At 59.8% G+C, this 17,956-nt stretch carries 15 protein-coding genes; 1 reads left to right on the top strand and 14 read right to left on the bottom strand.

Translation table 11 applies throughout. The features are described from left to right. Positions 1-7 precede the first annotated feature (7 nt). The 11 genes from LAN37_00190 to LAN37_00140 form a co-directional block, all read right to left on the bottom strand. Positions 8-1,483: a glycosyltransferase family 39 protein gene (locus tag LAN37_00190; protein MBZ5645622.1), complete on the bottom strand. Its 1,476-nt coding sequence runs from the start codon at positions 1,481-1,483 to the stop codon at positions 8-10. 81 nt (positions 1,484-1,564) lie between these two features. Next, the gene (locus LAN37_00185) at positions 1,565-3,079 is read right to left on the bottom strand and encodes an FAD-dependent oxidoreductase (protein ID MBZ5645621.1); all 1,515 of its coding nucleotides are present in this window, start codon (positions 3,077-3,079) and stop codon (positions 1,565-1,567) included. A gap of 58 nt (positions 3,080-3,137) precedes the next feature. Then, complete coding sequence (locus LAN37_00180; GenBank protein ID MBZ5645620.1) at positions 3,138-4,148, bottom strand: flippase-like domain-containing protein; 1,011 nt, start codon at positions 4,146-4,148, stop codon at positions 3,138-3,140. Continuing rightward, positions 4,121-5,125, bottom strand: a complete 1,005-nt coding sequence (locus LAN37_00175) for a glycosyltransferase family 2 protein (GenBank protein MBZ5645619.1) — start codon at positions 5,123-5,125, stop codon at positions 4,121-4,123. Before LAN37_00175 ends, LAN37_00180 begins: the two co-directional genes overlap by 28 nt. A 64-nt stretch (positions 5,126-5,189) precedes the next feature. Further along, positions 5,190-6,686, bottom strand: coding sequence for a glycosyltransferase family 39 protein (locus tag LAN37_00170; GenBank protein MBZ5645618.1), 1,497 nt, complete (start codon positions 6,684-6,686; stop codon positions 5,190-5,192). A 273-nt stretch (positions 6,687-6,959) separates the two neighbouring features. Next, positions 6,960-7,973, bottom strand: coding sequence for a glycosyltransferase (locus tag LAN37_00165; protein ID MBZ5645617.1), 1,014 nt, complete (start codon positions 7,971-7,973; stop codon positions 6,960-6,962). A gap of 69 nt (positions 7,974-8,042) precedes the next feature. After that, positions 8,043-9,737 (bottom strand): hypothetical protein, encoded by a 1,695-nt coding sequence (locus LAN37_00160; protein ID MBZ5645616.1) that lies wholly within the window; start codon positions 9,735-9,737, stop codon positions 8,043-8,045. 25 nt (positions 9,738-9,762) lie between these two features. Further along, positions 9,763-11,370 carry an amino acid adenylation domain-containing protein gene (locus LAN37_00155; protein ID MBZ5645615.1) on the bottom strand — a complete coding sequence of 536 codons (1,608 nt, stop codon included), beginning with the start codon at positions 11,368-11,370 and terminating at the stop codon, positions 9,763-9,765. Between the two features lie 3 nt (positions 11,371-11,373). After that, the gene (locus LAN37_00150) at positions 11,374-11,631 is read right to left on the bottom strand and encodes an acyl carrier protein (protein MBZ5645614.1); all 258 of its coding nucleotides are present in this window, start codon (positions 11,629-11,631) and stop codon (positions 11,374-11,376) included. A gap of 74 nt (positions 11,632-11,705) precedes the next feature. Continuing rightward, on the bottom strand, positions 11,706-11,915 hold the full coding sequence (locus tag LAN37_00145) for a hypothetical protein (protein ID MBZ5645613.1): 210 nt from the start codon (positions 11,913-11,915) through the stop codon (positions 11,706-11,708). Positions 11,916-12,029: 114 nt separating this feature from the next. Then, positions 12,030-13,175 (bottom strand): acyl-CoA dehydrogenase family protein, encoded by a 1,146-nt coding sequence (locus LAN37_00140; GenBank protein ID MBZ5645612.1) that lies wholly within the window; start codon positions 13,173-13,175, stop codon positions 12,030-12,032. Positions 13,176-13,791: 616 nt separating this feature from the next. Between LAN37_00140 and LAN37_00135 the strand changes: the two genes are divergently transcribed. Further along, positions 13,792-13,971 carry a DUF5989 family protein gene (locus LAN37_00135; GenBank protein ID MBZ5645611.1) on the top strand — a complete coding sequence of 60 codons (180 nt, stop codon included), beginning with the start codon at positions 13,792-13,794 and terminating at the stop codon, positions 13,969-13,971. A gap of 215 nt (positions 13,972-14,186) precedes the next feature. On the opposite strand, the gene LAN37_00130 is transcribed toward LAN37_00135, so the two are convergent. From LAN37_00130 to LAN37_00120, 3 genes are read right to left on the bottom strand one after another with little or no spacing between them, the layout of a single operon-like run. Then, positions 14,187-15,386, bottom strand: coding sequence for a hypothetical protein (locus LAN37_00130; GenBank protein MBZ5645610.1), 1,200 nt, complete (start codon positions 15,384-15,386; stop codon positions 14,187-14,189). Between the two features lie 33 nt (positions 15,387-15,419). After that, positions 15,420-16,601 (bottom strand): SGNH/GDSL hydrolase family protein, encoded by a 1,182-nt coding sequence (locus LAN37_00125; protein ID MBZ5645609.1) that lies wholly within the window; start codon positions 16,599-16,601, stop codon positions 15,420-15,422. Then, complete coding sequence (locus LAN37_00120) at positions 16,598-17,932, bottom strand: hypothetical protein (GenBank protein MBZ5645608.1); 1,335 nt, start codon at positions 17,930-17,932, stop codon at positions 16,598-16,600. Before LAN37_00120 ends, LAN37_00125 begins: the two co-directional genes overlap by 4 nt. Positions 17,933-17,956: the final 24 nt, after the last annotated feature.

Genomic DNA, 17,956 nt, shown 5'->3' with positions numbered 1-17,956 from the left:
TGTGTGATCAGTGCGAATCGTAAAGCTCTACTTTCACCCAAAAGAATTGCCGTTCATCCCTCTTCTGGCGATTCACCTCCACTCGTTGCAGTAACTCTTGCCAATCTTTCGGAGGCCGAGCCAACACTCGGCTCTGGAAAACTACCCAGACCCGGGGGCACTCCATCGCAGACTGCAGATCCCGATCCGGAGCAATGAGCGTTTTCGGCACCGGCAAGGATGTGTAAAACGACCATGCCAATGGAGGTCTTCCCCAAGGTACAAACGCGTAGCAATCGTCGCCCCGGGCACGATCCGAGAGGTATGCTACTGCATCGCGATAGTTTTCCTTGTAAGGGATGAAATAGTTTGCCCGCAGAGCGTAGACGCTATAGGACAAAAGCACGACAACAATCACTGGTCTGATGAAAGCCGGCCGCAATCGGCAGATACCGGCAGCAGTGAGAATGTAATATGGACCAATACAAAATGCCACGTATCGAACGGTATACGGCAGGTACACCATTCCTCCGCTAATAGCGGCCAACAGAGATACAACGATTAAGATGACAAGTAAGGCTGTGCTGTCACGTTCGGCTGGCGGAGTCTCTGCTCGCCTCAGCCAACGGTCCACCATTAGAATCACTGGTCCTGTAAAAAGAAGCCCGCCGACCGCGAAGGTCCAGAGCGGTGCTGAATTCAAGAGCCCCTTGACAGACCCGTTATTGAATTTGTTGATGGTGCTTACCAGCGTCCACCGGTTCACGGCGAACCATGGCGCAGTCCGCTGTGTTGACACCTTTTTCAGCTGTCCTGCAAACACGACTGCGAGCCACGGCAGCATTGCGACACCTAGTCCCGATACCGCACCGACAATCCAACTTACTGGAATGCGCTTCACCCTCCAGCGGAGCGCCGTGTAAGCAACCAAACCGGCAATAGCAAACGCACCGTAGTAGTGCGTGGCAACCATCAGCACCATACCCACCACACAACCACACCAAGCTAATGAGCTGCGCCGAGACACGGCAATCAACCAAAAATACAGGGTCACCAGGAAAATCAGGAGGAGGCACTCGTAGGGGCGTATCTCTTGAGAGTAGCAAATTCCCAGCTGAGATACACAGAGAAGCAGTGCCGAGAGGAGCGCCGTATGGCTATCGTACATGCGCTTCGCAACCAAGAAGAGCATTGGAAGGGACAATATGCCCGCTGTTGCAGACAATAAGCGGGCTTGCAACACGCCAGGGCCAAAAATGAAAAACCAGAAATGTAGCACGTAAAAGTAGAAGGGAGGCTGCGTATCGGCAGGAAAGTTGGAGTCATGGCCCAGGGAGAAGTCGATTATTCTATCCAGTGGCGCATGACTCTCTACGAGCGAAAGTTCTTCGTCGTACCAAGGGCTCTGGTAGTTGACATGATAAATCCGGAGAAATGCCCCCAGAAGGACAATTAGAAAGAGCGCAGCGTAAGTAGCTGAGTTCGAGGAAAGTCGCCAGCCCATCCTGTTTCTCCGGACTTCGGTGCCTTGATTGCAAGCGCTCATTTTTCGCCCTTCGTGGTTCGCCGCTTCCGGGCCTGTTTTTCAGTCTTCAACCACATGTGTCTCGAAGACCCGGCGGAATCCATGCCACCGTTCTTCATCGAACGTTCCGTCCGCCGCGAAACAATCCGCGGCCGCGTACGCCATGTACAGAGCGTGGTGCGTGTTGTCGTGCGCGAACAACGCCTGCCGGCCGTAGTGCAGCAGCCCATCGAGTCCTTCGAGCCATCGATCCATTCGCTCCAGGTGCTCTTCGTACCCGCGTCGATAGACCGGGTAGGCCTGTCGCACTCGTCGCGTGTAAACGCGCCGGATGGGTGCGCGCACCGGCAATCCGGCGCCCTCCAGCCACTGGCACAATTTCTTGCCCAGCTCCGCGTCGCTCAACTCCCAGTACGGCCCGCCCGGATCGCACGGCAGCTCGGCGCACAATACCGTTGTCCCGCGCGGCTCCTCCGAGCCAAAGAAATTCTTCGGCTCGGACATCCGCGACACCGGCATGGACGCTTCCGGGAAGTAGTAGGCATCGAACCCGCTGAACCGGTCCTGTTCCAGCACCAGGTAGACGAGCACCATTCCCCGGTAGCACAGGCTGTTCGCGGCCTCGAGCACTTCCGGAGGCGCCTCGGGCCGCATCAGCCGCACCAGCAGAGTCACCGGCAGCGTCGACCAAACATGCTGCGCCGGCAGCATGATTTCCTTTTCTTCCTTCTGGTAGCGCACGCCCGTGATGCGGTTGCCCTGGCGTTCGATGGACGTCACGCGCGCGCCGAACACGATCTCCGCCCCCGCTTTCTGCGCCGCTTCCGCGAGGCATTCGGACAGTTGGCCGTATCCGCGCCGCGGATAGAAAAATTTCCCCGCACGCGCAGGCTTCAAACCCGGAACCTGCGACAGGATCTTGCGGAACATCTTGCCAAGTGAGCTGCCCGAAACGCGCCGCTTCGCCGTGGTCGGTGCGAGCTCCTCCGGCGCAACTCCCCACAGCTTCCGTGCGTACGGGAAGTAGAACTCCTGGCAGATCGTGCGTCCCAGCCCGCGCTCGAGGACCGATGCGAACGTCTCCGGTCCCTGCGTGCCATGGGGGAGGATCTTCCGCACGAGATCCGCACCCACACCGAACGCAAACCGCTTGGGCAGCCGCAGCAGCAGATCCACCGGCTTCAGGGGGAAGTGGATCCACCGGCCTTGCAAACGGATGCGCCCGTGCCGCACGCGCAGCCGCAGGTCTTCTCCCAACAGCGACTGCAAATCGCGCAGGATCGCCGGGTCCACTGCAGGGTGCAGCCGGTGACTCCCGTGGTCGCAATACACGCCTTCGAGCTGGAAGCTGCCGGCGATTCCGCCCACGCTGCCGCTCTGCTCGAGCACCGTGGCTTGGGCAATGGCTGTCCGCTGGAGTTGAAACGCCGCCCCCACCCCTGCGGGTCCCGCTCCCAGGATCACCACCTGCTGCTTGCTCCGGTCTCCCTCCGGTGCTCGACGCGGGCGGCACATGGCGTCCAACGTGTGCGCTCCGGGGTCAGGCTTTCCGGGTTTGGGTGTGTCGGGTGTCATCCCTGATCATTTCCTTTTCCCCTGCCGGTTCTCGGCGAGGGCGGTATCGGCCACGGAATCAAGCGATGGTTTTTTGGTCGCGGGGGACCTGTCCGTCGTTCCCCGCGGCCAGCAGGGAGCCTCGGCCGAGCGCCATTGCGATCAATCCGCTCACCAATCCACCGCTGATGAGGATCGTCTGAAACACCAGCCCGGCCGCGAACGCCAGCGCCGACGTCGCGCCGAACGGCGCCAGCAGCGCCACCAACGTGGCCTCTCGCACGCCGATCCCGCCCTGGCTGATGGGCATCATCGCCGCCATCTTCGACAGCGGCCAGGCGAACAGCCACACCGTCCAAGCGATATGCAGACCGCACGCGTCGGCCAGGAATGCATTCAGCAGCGTCAGCCCGATCTGCAATGAGATGCCGAGCAAGAGCGAAAGCAGCATGATCTGCGGGCGCCGCGACCCCGCCCGGATGCCCTGGCGCACCCGCACGATCCGCCGCCGCATCCGGAACGAGAACCTTCTCGCCGGCAGCACGGCCAACAATGCCATCAGTCCCAGGAGTCCCGCCACAAACGCTGCCGCCACAAGCCAGAAGATCCGCCGGCTCTGCGCGTCCAGCTGCCGCGGCAGCAAGAACGCTCCGATCGCGGCTACGATCAACAGCGCCAGCAGGTCTTGGATCCGGTCCACCAGGCTGCCCAGCAGCAGCCCGATCTTCGACCGCACAATGCGCAGTCCCAGTCCCGCACGCACCACGTCCCCGCCGACGATCGACGGCAGATAGATGCTCCCGAATAGCCCCGCGTAATAGCAGCGCACCGCCCCAACGTAGCTGAGGCCGCCTCCGGCCAGGTTGACCATCATCCTCCATTTCGTGATTCCCAGCAGGTGCAGCAACAGGTATGCGACCAGCGTCATCAGCCATACCCCCGGCGTCAGGCGCTTGATCGCCGCCCACAGGCTCTCCCGGGGCAGCAAAAGGAACAGCAGCGTCAGCACCACCGCGCTGCCCATCAAGCGCAAGGATGCGATCAGCCACTTCCGTTTCGGCGTCACTTTGGGATCTTTGCGGTCTGGCATGCGGGATCCGCATTCGGATTGGCGTCAGCGGCCTCGGGATTGCTCATTTCCAGCCGCCGCATCCGGTAGAGCAGCTCTTCCAGGATCTTGCGGTTGCAAGCGATCAGGTCGGCCGCCAACCCGATCAGCAACACCTGAAACCCGACCGTGAACAGGATGGCGCCGAGAATGAGCGATTGTACGTGCCCGATGCCCTGCCCGATGGATTTCAGGTAAAGGAACCGGATCCCCGGCAACATACCCAATACGATCAGCAGCGTCCCGAGAATCGTGAATACCCGCAGCGGCCGGTACATCGTGTAAGCGCGCAGGATCGTGCCGCCCGATTTCGCGATGTAGTGCGGAATACCTCGCATCAGCCGCGAGGGCCGCGTCTTCGGGTTGGTGCGTACCGGCACGTATTCGATCGCCATCCGCCGCGCACCCGCCTGGATCAGCGTTTCCAGCGTGTACGAGTAACCGCTCAATACGACGGTGCGCAACGCAGCCGTGCGCGTGATTGCACGGAAGCCGCTCGTCGCGTCCGGCGTGCGCACTCCGGCGGCCTGCGAGATCACCCAGCTTCCCAGCCGTTGCAGCCGCCGCTTCAGGGGCGAAAATTCCGGCAACTCCGCTACTCCCCGGTCGCCGACCACCAGCTCCGCGCGCCCCGCGAGGATCGGCTCCAGCAGCCGAGGGATATCCTGGGACTCATACTGATTGTCGGCGTCCGTGTTCACGATCACGTCCGCACCCAGCCGGACGCTTGCTTCGAGCCCGGCGGAGAATGCCACCGCCAGTCCCATGTGGTGCGGCAGGCAGACGACGTGATGCACCCCGCACTCGCGCGCGACTTCCGGCGTCCGGTCGCTGCTGCCGTCGTCCACCACGAGGTATTCGATCTGATCCACGCCGCTGATCTTCCGCGGCAGCGCCGCGACGGTGGCCGGCAGGGTTTGCGCCTCATTGAAGCACGGGATTTGAATGACAAGTTTCATAAGATATCTGACGGGTTCTCAGCTTCCAGTCGCCGGACCCTCCCGACGGCCTAATCTGTTCTTATCACCGATCTCGACGTGTCGGCCCGCGATCCGGTTCGGCCACGCAAACGAAAATCTCGCCCCCGCCCACCGTCCCCGGGAACACCTGCTGCGCTGAGCAGGTGCGCCGGATCGCGGCCATCAGCTCCGGCGACCCGCGTTCGAGATACATCGGAAACATGTACAGCACCCAGACACGCCGCCCTTGACCACGGATCGTTTCAAGCTGCGGGGCGCTATCCACCTGCGCCCAGTGCCGCCCGTAGTATTCCCGATAAACATAGCCGATTCCACCCGCCGTCACCACCGGTTCTCCCGTTTGTACTCGCGTTTCTACAAACCGCAGTGCTCCCCCATAGTCCTGCTTCGGATAGCGGTAATTACGCACCAGCGAGACAGCCGAAACCACGATCAGCAACGCTACCAGGACCGTGCCCCATTCAATCCCGGTCGCGCTCGTTGCAGCTTCGCGGCTCATTTTCCCGGCCAGCGCCGCACCCGTCACCATCGCCCCTCGCACCAGGATGAGCACTCCGAAACCCAACAGGTAAAAATAGAATCGCGGATACATCGTCCCGCGCGCGATGAGCGCGCCCGCCGCCGTCACCAGCCCGGGCAACACGAACACCGCTGCCGCCACTCGTGACTGCCGCCAGTAGCTCACCAGCCCCGCCGCAAACAGCGCTCCCGCCACTGCGACTCCCGCCTCCGCGCCTAGTCCGATTCGCAATCCGCGCAGCGTTTCCCAAAACGCCCAGACCGGCGTGGAGACTCCTTCAAGCCTTGACGGCTTGTTGAAGTATGCCCGCACTTGCAATAGCACAGGGGAGTAGAGCACTAGCGTGAACACGCCAGCGAGCGTTATCCCCATCGCCGGCAGCTTCCAGTCGGCGAGCCGGTCGGCTCCTTTTTTCGAGGGGAAGAGCAGCAGCCATGCGCAGACGGCTGCGTGGCTCACTACCACAAAGACCATCGTCAGGTGGGTGTAAGTCCCCAGCGCTGCCGCCACGGCGTATGCCACCCAATGGGATTGCTTCACGCTGCGCAATCCGCGCAGGAGATAGGTCGTGCACAGCAGCGTCCAGAAGAGCATTCCGGTGTAGCCGCGTGCGTTTTGCGAAAACCATACGTGATGGTAGGAAACGGTCAGCACCGTCGCCGCCAGCAGCGCTTCCCGCCGTGTGGTCAATTCTCGCGCCAGGAAGTAAAGCGCCGGCACGGCGCCCACGCCGAACATCACCGACGGCAGCCGAAGGGTCCACGGGTGTTCGCCAAACAACAGCACTGAGATCCGTGCCAGCACCGAGTAAAACATGTGCTGGTTGTCGCCCGGGAAGAGCGTCAGGATCTCCCACAAGGGTCGCCGCACCGTTTGGATCAGCGTGTACAGCTCGTCGAGCCACAGGTCGCGGTCGAGTCCGATGGCGCGAAGCACTGCCGCCACCACCATCAACGCGGCGAGCGCCGCCCACGGCTCCGGCCTGCCGTCCTCTTCCTTGAGCCCCGACCACATCACCATTCGCCCGCGCTTCCGCGAGTTTCGGAAAGCCGTCCGATAGTTTTCATGGTCGAGTCCCCAGGAGGACGACGCATTGACTTGGGATCTGCCATTGGGAATGTCCCCGCCCTTTTCTCATTTTTGGCACCTATTTACAAGGCCGAAGGAGTTGGCTTCTGCCCAACGGACGGATCCAAGCCGTTGGGATCGAGGTGGGTGCGGGATCGACGACTATTTCGCCGATGCTTGTGAGGGTTTGGTGGGTCGAGGCCTCCCCGGACTGTCCAGGCGAACCTAAGTAGAACTTCCAGAAGCTGCCGACATTGTGGCTGATTGGGTAGATCGAGCCACCGAGTATAGGGTTGTTTCTTGGGCGACGAAGTACGCGTAGTCCCGGGTTGGCAGGAAGCCCAGGTGGCTTCGAGTCATCATGACGGAGAAAACCAGAATGAAACAACCGACTAGAAACTCCCCCAGGAGAAGAAATGAAAGCCCGATAGTGATGGCGACCCAGCCGGGAATCGTCAGGTGTGTGAACAATTTCACTCCGACGATGGCGCCGATCAGCAGAAAGAAACACCCGGCGGTTAGCACAGTCGTCAGCAACAGGCGCGTGCCCACAACTTCCTGGTTCGCGAACAAGGCTGACATGCCGTGAGTGACGAGGCTGACAAAATTCATACGCGATTCGCCGGCAAGCCGTCGACCGCGATCGCAGCGAACCCGGATATAAGGGAGCCGGGACTTCAGGAATGTCGCGGAATAGTGATTCCACAATTCCGGACACACGACAAGGCTGTCGAGGTACGACCATGGCAAAACGCTGAAGTTGCCGAATCGAATATCGCGGCCAGTGAAAACCCTGTGCAGAAGGGAGTAACAACGGTACATGAGGCGGAACGAGAGGCTCTCAAGCCGCCTGCCGCGTTCCGCAAATACAGCGGTCGGACGCCCGGCATTCCTCATCGCGCCGAGGAGCACGGGAATGTCCTCTGGGCGATCCTCGCCGTCCGCGTCCATCACCACGACCGCATCTCCCGTCCAATGGCTTTGGATGTGGGCAAGCGCAACCGCGATGGCCCGTTGATGGCCCAAGTTCCGCCGCAGCCTCAGTACCGCGACACGGTCGATAGCCTCGGGTTGAAACGGGAGACCGCGCTCGTATGTAGTAAGCGTGGAGCCGTCGTCGATGAAAAGCAGACTTGCCCGCAGCGACCCCTCTTGGCGCAGTACGGCGTCGATGTTGCGGCACAATTGGATCGCCGCATCCCAATCTTCGTACACCGGCATGATGATAACGATGTCCATGGCGTTAGCGACCCACGGAAGGGCTTGCGTGAAGGTCTACCCCTGCATGGCACGTTCTGGCAAGTCGGATCAGGATTCGCCCCCGCATTCCCAGATATCGTAGTACTGACTCGAGGGTTGCTTTCGATACCGCTGAAAGAAAAGGCGCCGAAATTCATCACTAAACACGGGCCGCTCAGGGAGCAGACGGGGATCCATGAGCGAGTACACGTTGATCATGCTGAATGGTGCGTCACCCTTGGGGATCAACCAGATCTGCGTTTTGCATTGTTGGACATATTCCAGTGTACTAGCCGGAAGCGCAACGACCCCGGAAAGTTGCATATCGCCGAGCGCGAGCACGTCGATGGTGAACGGGTTCCCGGCAAAAACCAGCGCTGGCCGGAAATACGTCAACTTATATTTCGCATTCCACCCGCCATAGCCCATTTCTATTTTCTTGCCAGGATGACTCTTCATCACTGCTTCCAGATCGCCGGCCACAGCAGCCGCCTGCGATCTCGATAGGAGCAATGTCTTAGCGACGGGGCCAAAACTGATCCCAAGCTCCGCCGCTACGAGCAGCGCAATGCAGCACCAGAGCAACGGCACGATTGTCGGACGAGGGCTGACAGGGGTGGCAACGGCATCGTTCCTGGTCTTGTTGTAGAGGTCCGCGCAGGCATACGCGATCGTTGGATAGAAGGGCATGAAGTGATGAGGGCCGGCGCCAAGCTTTGAGGATGAAACGGCAATGGCCGCCAGGGAAGCGCCGGAAACGAGGAGAAAGGATCGGTTGTCCCGCAAGTAAACGCTCAGGTGCCCCCTTCCTCGCTCGACCAGTCGGGAAAGAAGCAACAGGAAAGGTGAGAACAGGATTAGCAAGAACTTCAGTTCGCGCGCAACCTCGATGCGACTGAGCGGCTGGTGCGCCGTTCCTTGCACCCATTCCACGTATCTTGCGGCTGATATGCCCGGCAGAAAGAAAGGCAATACCGCGACGATTCCCGCCCCAGCCGCGGCGAGCACGGCGGGACGCCAGCCCCGGCGTCGGATCAGCAGCACAAACAGCGGAGCAAAGTAGAGCGGGGCTGTGAATTTGATATCGAACGAGAGTCCACAGGCCAGCGCCAACAGAAGTGTCGAGGAAAACTCCGAGGCACAAACCGCCGCATACAATCCCAGAGCGGCTGAAAGTATAACAAGGACATCCCCCCGCACTTGGAGCAAGAAGTCGTGAAGCAGCAGGTATACGACCACTGTCGTTGTAACCAACAGTGCGCCCGCAGGATCGAGCAGCTTCCGATATGAGCGCCAGAGCAAGGCCAACAAGCATAGGTTCGCCAGCAGTACGACCAATTTCAGGGACAGGACATTGGCGCCCAACATCCGGAGGGCCAGCATAAAGGGCAGGTACGCGACCGGCCCGTAAGGGAAGGTGTACCGCTGCGTGGACGCGAGCTCGTGGTACAGCGGGGCGCCCCGTAGCACGATGAATGAGACAGAGGCGATATTGGGTTCCACGTGTTCCAGGTAGCCGGGGTAGATCGTGTTTAAGAACAACACGAGCAGATATCCGACCAGCACCGCGGCGCAGAGCGGAACCCACACCCTTTTGCTTTGCAACAAATCCTGGACTGCCGTCAGCTCCGCAGGGAACCAGCGGCGCATGACCACGAACGCTATGGTCATGAATACGACAGCGGAGAGCAGCATGAATACGACAGCGGAGAGCAGGAAGATGTCAGTGCGATTAACGAGGAATGATTGCGCCGCGATAGCCATCTTTGATGATTACGCGCCCATCAAATCACCGCGCGCTGCCGGCCGTACGCTGATGCTCATCTGCGGACTGGAACCTGTGGATCAACGCCTGGTAGTTCGTCTTGTTTGTCGACGTGCGCGGCAGCGATTCCACGAAGACAAAGACGTCCGGATTCATATAGGACGGAAGGTGTTGATTGCAGAAGGACTTCATTTCTATCACGGAGGGGTGCGAGTTCTCCGGCGCCACCAGATAGCTGATGATACGCACTCCGCTTTCGGGGTGCGGTACCGCGATTACGGCCGCCCCTTGAATGGAGGGATGCCGGTACAGGGCGGTCTCGATCTCGTCCAGTTCGATGCGATAGCCGCGCCGTTTCACCATCCGATCGCGTCTTCCTACGTAGATGAAGCCGTCGGCCGCATCCTCGCGCACCACGTCTCCGGTGTTGTACCAATGCACTCCATCACGCTCTAGAAACACCGCGGCACTTTCCTTCGGCCTGGCCCAGTAACCTGAGCACACCGCAGGGCCGGAGATGTACAGCAGGCCTTCTTCTCCTTTCTTCACTGGCTGATTGTCGGCGTCGAGTACCAGAGCGGCACAGTGCGAACAGGTCCGACCTATGGGATAGGGTTCCGTGCGGCCTTCCGGAATCGGCTTGGGAATCGCCGCGTAGGTGCAGACATTGGTCTCGGTCGGCCCGTAGAGGTTGTAGTACGCCGGCAAAGGCCATTTGTTCACCAGCTTCCGCAACTGCTTGACCGGGAAAACCTCTCCCGCAAAAAGCACGAGCCGTAGTTTGGAGTAGTCGAACCTGTTCAGTTCTCCGAACTCCGATAGCAGGCTCAGGATCGCCGGCGTGGAGTACCACACCGTGACTTGGTGATTGGAGATGCACCGGGCCAGGTCGCGTGGGTTTTTCCCCAGCTCATCGGGGATCAAGTCCACTCTCGCGCCGTGCTTGATCGGTACGTAGATGTCGAGGATGGATAGATCGAAGTGAAAGGGAGCATGGCTGCTGAATCGGTCCCCTTCGGTTGGCGTGAATACTTCTGAGCACCAATCGACGTAACTGGTGGCATTGCGGTGCGTCAGCATTACGCCTTTGGGGATTCCCGTCGAACCCGAAGTATAGAGGATGTATGCAAGGTCGTCAGGTTGACGCGCCGCGTCATCAGCCCTGTGGGGAGCATGAGCGATCACAGTCTCCCAACTGAACCGACCTGTTGCGGAAGTAGCGGTGGGGCCCGTCGAATCCTCGCCCAGCAAGATGACAGTGTCGGCCACGCCGGCCACATCCCCACGCCGCGAATCCACGAAGACTGCCCGTACCTCGCAGTCCGTGAGGATCGTGCGAATGCGCTCCGCCGGGCTTGACCAATCCACCGGAACATATGCAGCGCCCGCCTTCATGATGCCGAATACGATGGCCAGGGCTTCGAGGGTCTTGGGCAGTACGAGCCCTACCCGATCGCCTTTCCGCACACCCTTGTCCAGGAGAAATCCAGCGATGCGGTTGGCGCGTTCATCGAGTTCGCGGTAGGACAAGGTAGCGCCGTCGGGATCCGCGGCGGCTTCGCGCTCCGGATGACGGCGTGCGCTAGCTTCGAGATAGGTACAAAGGTGCAAAAATGCCTTCCGAGCCGCCAATCCTCAGGCGGCCCCGGTGCTCTTGGTCTGTATGAATGCTGCAATACTGTTGATCGTGTCGAAATTCTCGACGCTCGCCTCGTACGCTTCCACGGTGATCTTGAAACGTTCTTCGACGAAGGTCACCAGCCGCAGAGTCGTGATCGAATCCAGGATGCCACTGGTCCGCAGCGGAGTATCGTCGCGAAGATTAGCGGGTCTTTCGCCGGGCAGGAACTCGGAAAGGATGTACTGCCGGATCTCTTCCTTGGTGGTGTCCATAGTCAACAGCTCGCTTAGAAATCGGGATCTTGAACTTTGGCGTCTCCCAACGTCTCCTCTCTCGAGGTCGACGGCTACTTCGCCGCCAGGGCCGACGAGGCAATCGGGCAGGAGGGACCGGTCAGCGTCAGCCAAGTGTTTGGTTGTTTCTGCAACTTGGTCAAGAGATTATCAAAGATCATGGAATTGCCAAAACTGTTCGGGTGAATATCCTTACCCGCATCGGCTTGCACGTCGTCCAGGTTCACCGAGCGGAACGTATCTCGCAGGTCGATAGCGGGCACACCGGCAGCATCCCAAGAGGCCTTCGGTTGCCTTACCTAATACCGTCTGGAGCGACATTTCAGAGTTCCGCCGAAACTGCTTGCAGCCAGGTTGATGCCCCATTCGAGTTCCTACTAAAGGCCCAGGTTACTGGCGATGAGATTGCGCTGTATTTCCGATGTGCCGGAATACAGGGTGCTGCCCAGAGCATTGCGCAGATCGCGCTCGATACCTTGATCCACCATGTAGCCGTAGCCGCCATAAATCTGCAATGCGTCCTGGCAGGACTTGACCAGCGATTCCGAAACGAACAATTTTGCAATCGAGGACTCAAGTACGGCTGGCTTGTTCTGCTGCTTCAACCAGCCGATGCGGTACACGAGAGGCCTACAGGCGTCCAGTCTGACCTTCATATCCACGATGCGATTCGCGACGGACTGGAATTTACCAATAGGCTTTCCGAATTGCTTGCGATTGCGCACGTGCTCGATGCAGTCCTCCAACTGACGTCGCATCACGCCGAGACAGTTGGCAAGAATGCAGCCCCTCTCCCACTCCATTGAGGACTCGAAGACGGCTACTCCGCGCCCTTCTCGGCCCAGGCGGTTGGCAACCGGGATGCTGCAATCTTCGAAGGTCAACTCGGCCATCGGCGAGGTCCGCAAGCCCATCTTCTCCAGACGTCGACCCACTGCGAGACCGGGTGTATCGCGTTCTACAAGGAACGCGGTGATGCCCATCGGCCCCAAACGGGGATCGATGGTCGCATAGACGACGAACAGGTGCGCCACGGGCGCATTGCTGACGAAGGTCTTGGTGCCGTTGAGGACGTAAAAGTCTCCCTTCCGGTCGGCGCGCGTACGCATGGCGAATACGTCCGAGCCCGCGTCGGGTTCGGACGCGCCATTGGCGCCGATCAGGGCATCGCTCGCGAGTCCCGGAAGATACTTCTTTCGCTGTTCCTCGGTGCCGTAGTACAGGATGGGGAGCGTGTTGGTCCAGAGGTGAGCGTTGAGGGAAAACAGGAGTCCCTGATCGCGCGTGCCGTAGCCCAGTCCTTCCATCACCGCGATCGCTTCCGTGATGCCAAGTCCCATGCCGCCATACTCGGCTGGCACCGGTAGTGCCTGCACGCCGAAACGTGCGCAAGCCTTCCAGCCTTCGTGACTGAACGTCTCGTCGCGGTCACGCCGGACGATGTCGTCGTTCAGTTCCGACTTGGCGAACTCGATGGCGCCGTTCTGTAAATTCTGCTGCTCTGGCGTAAGCTCGAGATCCATGAGTGTCTCAGGCGCCTCTTCCTTGTCCTGTTTGGGATGAAAGTGAATGATAACCCAGGTTCCCGATTTAGAGCCGCCCTCAGTACGACGCCATGGCAACCTGCCAACCAGCCCGCACCGGCTTTCGCGTGCGTAAGGATTGGCTGAATGGGAGAGGTGCGCAGCGGGAAAGCGGGGACGAACGGCCGCGCCGCAAACTATCGTTGCGGCTTTACAAGAGCGATATCGGGATGAAACGTGCGCCCGGTGCTACGGATGTTCGCTCCAATGGCGGCCTTGGTGAGCTGGATGGGCTGGAGTACGATGCTCGGCCAGACGAAGACCTCATTCGTACAGAAGCATTCCTTAGCGCAGATCTGCGCGCGCAGGCTTCCGGCCTCTGGCGAACCCAGATCTCAAAGAAACTCTTCTGCCGCAAATTGCCGAGCGGCGGGCAACCGACCCGACCACTGGCCTGCAGTGGTTGCAAACTCTTGTACATCGGAAGGAAATAAGCTTCCCACGGTGTTCCGCTGACGCTAATCATCCTCTTGGCGATGAAGAAGTTACAGCTAGTCGTTTTGGAACCCAAATTGCACATTCATCCCTTTAAAACCATCAATCCAGAGGAGATTGCATGGGCTTTGTTCGCACTGCCGCGCGGCGTTTTGGCATCGCCGGCGAACTCCTGTCCTTTCTGGCCGCCAACAAGCGCTGGTGGATGATACCGATGATCGTTGTGCTCTTGCTGTTCACCCTGCTGCTGCTGCTGGCGCAGAGCTCGGCGATTGCCCCGTTCATTTACACCCTGTTCTAGGTCGCCCACATGCTTAAGCGCCTCTGGAATTCGTGGAAACGACTGGTCCAGAAGATCGGGAATTTCCAAGCCCGAGTCTTGCTCTGGAGAACTTTTTCGTTGAAAAGAATGCCTCCTGAGCGCCGGGGCATTTTGATTGCGTATCACCGCCAGACCCGCTGATTGCCGTGCACCGCGGCAGCCGCCGTCATACTGGCTCTTGCGCCGATTCCGTTTTACCGCGATGTGGGCGCCGCCTGGGCGCTTCTGATTGGCGTGGATGGGGAACCAGGAATGTTCGAACGAACGTAATCGCTGATCGCCTGCGCGGCCGCCTGGTGTCCGTCTGGCGTCCAATGCAGGTCGTCCGGGTAATACGGAAGCACGCCTTTTTTCGCGATGTTCACGAGGCTGGGGGTCAGGTCGAGGTACCCAATTTCGGGAGACACGGCGGTTACGGCTTTTCGCATTCGCTCGGGCAAGTCGTTGCCGGCCCACTGACGACATTCGGATTCTGGGGGGAACTCACACAGATCATGAAACACGCGGAACTTGTCGGGGATGAACACAAACAGGAAACGAGCACCTTGAGCGGCCGATAATGTGGCGGCCGACGCGGCGATGCGGGCGGTGTCGTCGATGGCTCCGAGTTCTTCCGGTGTAAGAGGCTCGACGGCCGAGGTGAAGTAGACCCGCAGGTTCTTACCGTCGGGCGTGCGGATCACTCCGGAGCGCCTGATGCCGGGCGGCTTGGGCCCGGAGACAAGCCGCGTCAGCGTACGATAGGCAAATCGTGTGAAGGAACGCTGCATAAAGAAATTCCAGAAGTTCGGCGGGTGCAGCATGAGTTTTCGATACCCGATGTTATCCGCCAGGTCGTTGCCTTCGAAAAACATCCAGATTACGATCCGCGGCCGCAAACGCAATCCATACCGCTTCAGCACCACCAGTTCCTGCTGGGGTCCGTACCCGTACTGTCCGAGGTTGGCCACTACTTTACCTTCGAGGCTTGCCAGTCGCGTGGTCAACATCTGGGAGTGGGGAACCGTCATACCTTCCACTATGGAGTCGCCGATGGCGACTATGTCCGCGGATTTCAGATCTGTATCGTTGCGAAACCCGTTGTGGTCGTATTGCAGATCCCATCGGAAAAGCGTTCGGTCCGAGACCGGAATGTCGTATTTGCTGGCAAAATCTCCGCCGGCCGCCGAGCCGCTGTAATGAGCATACGGGCGCTCCAAATGCAGCAACTCCGGGTCGGGCATTCGGATGAACCGCAGGTTTCCCCAGACGCCTGAGAACTCGAGCGCCTGATAATCGAGGATATTCAGAAAGGCCGGAAGTTCGATCAAAGCCCAGGCAAGCACGACAGAGCCCACAACTAATGAAAACCGGCGGAATTTTTCGGATTGCCAGAAATCTCGGAGCCTACTCATACCGGTTGCGCCGATGCCGACTCACCCACTAGCTCATTGGCGAGTTCGAGATCCATGTGGAGGCTCCTGGGAGGGTGCGGAGGCCAGCGCGGCCCAGATTCCCGGGCAGGCGCGAAGCTTGGCGTAGAGATTGTCGGAGATCATGGCATGCGCCCGCGCGTTCGGGTGGACGTCGAACGGGTTGATCCGCAGCGGCTCCAGATCCAGAGTGCCGTCGAACGTATCGAGAAGGTCGATTACGGGAACATCGAGCGATGCCAGCAACTCGGGAATGCCGCTGAATCGCCGCGAGTCCATGGCGCCATCTTCGAGCGAGGGCACAAGAAGAACGAGCAGCGGCACACGGCGCGCGTCGGCGAGCGCTTTGAGGCGGGCGATCGTCGCGCGAATCACCGGAACGCGAAAAGGCGCCAGCTTTGCCAGCACGGTGAGTCCATTTTCGCCGGGCACTGCGCCTGCGTCGCGCACGGTATCACGCAGGAAATCGTATTTCGGGTCGATTCCCAACTGAACTACCCTGACTAAGTGGTTATCCCAGTTCCTGGATACCGAGAGCTCGGTAAGAGCCAGAATATAGAGGTCGGGATCAAACCGGGGCGCATCCTCGGCCGCTACATCCAGCATCTGCGGAAGCGAATACCCGGGGACGGAGAAATTCAGGACTTCGAACCGTTGGAGGGTACCGGCCGCGTCTGGGGCATTCAGGCGGTTCTCCAACAATGCAATGTAGGACCGGCTCTGATCGACGCCCCACCCCTGGGTCAACGAATCGCCCAAGACCGCCACCCGGCGGGTGTTGGGTGGTTTGCGAAGGGCCCGTTCGGGGCCGAGGAAGCCAAAGCTGTTGGTCGTCAGTCCTTGGGGTTCGGCCGTATTGAACAGGCGGTTCAGGTTCGGCTTGAGTCGATAGATGCGAAAGGTGCGGTCGTACGTGCGGTCGCGAAATCCGCTGGCCCAGCGCTCATACTCTTTCGGACTCATGAACATGGGGTCCCGGGTCGTGCCGAACAGCCGCTCGTAATACCCAGCAACGCCGGGGTTGAAGACAACGGCGCGGCTGCGCATCAACTGAACGGCGACGGCGAGGGGGCGGCTCGCCCGGGCCTTGTAGAGAGTGCCCGCTCCCCAGGCCAGCGCCGCCAGTACGGCCAGAGTTGCGCCGGTGAGCATTGCACTGCGGCTGAAGCGGCGGTCCGTTCGCCAACCGTTCGTCATGTGCCCTGCGTCCAATGAGTCATCAGATACAGCCAGGAACTCACCGTCGGCGCCGACCACAGAGACCACAACGTTGTGATCAGCGCAAATGTAGCAAGCACCTGGGCGGTGCGCAGCGCGCGGCCACGCCAGGATGTGGTCACGGCGGGTTTGTGCCGGTGCGCGATGAGGATGTTGATAATGACCAGCAGACCGAGCATGCCCCAGAAGATCGTATCGGGCCAGCTTAGCTCAAACTGGCCGCGGATCCAGAAGAACTGGTAAGAGTGCAAGAGCCATGTGACGAGGAATACGGCAGCGGTCGCCATCACCTGGGCGCGAAGGTCACCCCGCCTGCGTAATCTGAAGTATACGGGGAAATACACGATCTTCACCATGAAGTCCTTCCAGTAAATGTTTATGCGGCGCCAGAAATCGCTGATGCTGGAGGCCAGTAGGTATCGGCGGTTTGTTTCGGGGAGATCATAGCCGAACAGGTGCAGCATGCCGACGGCGATGTGGAACTGTCCGGAGACATTGAGGTAGAGGAGATAGGTGAGAACCATCGTCGATATCAGGGCGCCGAGCGAAGTGACGCGGTCCGGCAAGTAGATGTCGTTCAAGTAGACAACGAGCCGGTAAAGCATCAATTGGATGGCGCCGCGGGCCATCCAGTGAATGCCTTGCTGCGCAATGTCATGAATGTCGCGCTGGTAGTAAGTCCGGCGCATGGTCTGGAAGTCGATTACAGGAAATAGCGTGAAAATGTAATTAGGAAGTACGAAGAAGTAGCTGCAGAAGGGCAGCAAGCCAGGCCGCTCGCGGGCATGTGCCATGTCGTACGCATAGATGATGATCCGGAACATGAATATGGCGCCAAACACGGGATAGAAGGTGGGCGGGATATGCGGAATCCTCGCGGCACAGCAGGCGATGAGCACCACGAAGATGGCGGCCACCAGCAGCACTCGCCACTTAAACGGCGCCGAGCTGCGAAGAATCAGGAAGAAAACCAGCCCCGCCACAAGGATGAGGAACGCGGCCGTGGCGGGGTGGAGGAGAAAACAACCCCCGGCGATCGACACGGACACCCAGAAAGGTTCCTTGAAGCGAAAAGGAAGCCAGTAGTGTACGAGGAAGGCTCCAAAAGCGAGAGCTGACAGGTAGACGAACCTGGGCCTTTCCATCGTGTGATAGAGGCTGAAGACGAGCAGCAGGAGTGCCAATTGCGCCGCCAGGACGAGAAAACGTGCGAGCCGCGGGGTTGCGTGGAGCTCCCTGGGGTCGCGCGCGGGTGCCGCGGCGAACGCCACCGCCGCCGTCATGGGGACTGCTGGCTGGAATACGCTCATAACGCCGCCGCATGCCGGGGCCGA

The organism is Terriglobia bacterium, from assembly GCA_020073495.1.
Taxonomy (GTDB): domain Bacteria; phylum Acidobacteriota; class Terriglobia; order Terriglobales; family Acidobacteriaceae; genus JAIQFD01.
This window is presented reverse-complemented; position numbering and strand designations above follow the sequence as displayed.

Bases quoted from the DNA above. Each gene is read 5' to 3' on its own strand.
- LAN37_00190 (MBZ5645622.1), bottom strand. From the start codon at position 1,483: ATGGGCTGGCGACTTTCCTCGAACTCAGCTACTTACGCTGCGCTCTTT.
- LAN37_00185 (MBZ5645621.1), bottom strand. From the start codon at position 3,079: ATGACACCCGACACACCCAAACCCGGAAAGCCTGACCCCGGAGCGCAC.
- LAN37_00180 (MBZ5645620.1), bottom strand. From the start codon at position 4,148: ATGCCAGACCGCAAAGATCCCAAAGTGACGCCGAAACGGAAGTGGCTG.
- LAN37_00175 (MBZ5645619.1), bottom strand. From the start codon at position 5,125: ATGAAACTTGTCATTCAAATCCCGTGCTTCAATGAGGCGCAAACCCTG.
- LAN37_00170 (MBZ5645618.1), bottom strand. From the start codon at position 6,686: ATGGTGATGTGGTCGGGGCTCAAGGAAGAGGACGGCAGGCCGGAGCCG.
- LAN37_00165 (MBZ5645617.1), bottom strand. From the start codon at position 7,973: ATGGACATCGTTATCATCATGCCGGTGTACGAAGATTGGGATGCGGCG.
- LAN37_00160 (MBZ5645616.1), bottom strand. From the start codon at position 9,737: ATGGCTATCGCGGCGCAATCATTCCTCGTTAATCGCACTGACATCTTC.
- LAN37_00150 (MBZ5645614.1), bottom strand. From the start codon at position 11,631: ATGGACACCACCAAGGAAGAGATCCGGCAGTACATCCTTTCCGAGTTC.
- LAN37_00140 (MBZ5645612.1), bottom strand. From the start codon at position 13,175: ATGGATCTCGAGCTTACGCCAGAGCAGCAGAATTTACAGAACGGCGCC.
- LAN37_00135 (MBZ5645611.1), top strand. From the start codon at position 13,792: ATGGGCTTTGTTCGCACTGCCGCGCGGCGTTTTGGCATCGCCGGCGAA.
- LAN37_00130 (MBZ5645610.1), bottom strand. From the start codon at position 15,386: ATGAGTAGGCTCCGAGATTTCTGGCAATCCGAAAAATTCCGCCGGTTT.
- LAN37_00125 (MBZ5645609.1), bottom strand. From the start codon at position 16,601: ATGACGAACGGTTGGCGAACGGACCGCCGCTTCAGCCGCAGTGCAATG.
- LAN37_00120 (MBZ5645608.1), bottom strand. From the start codon at position 17,932: ATGAGCGTATTCCAGCCAGCAGTCCCCATGACGGCGGCGGTGGCGTTC.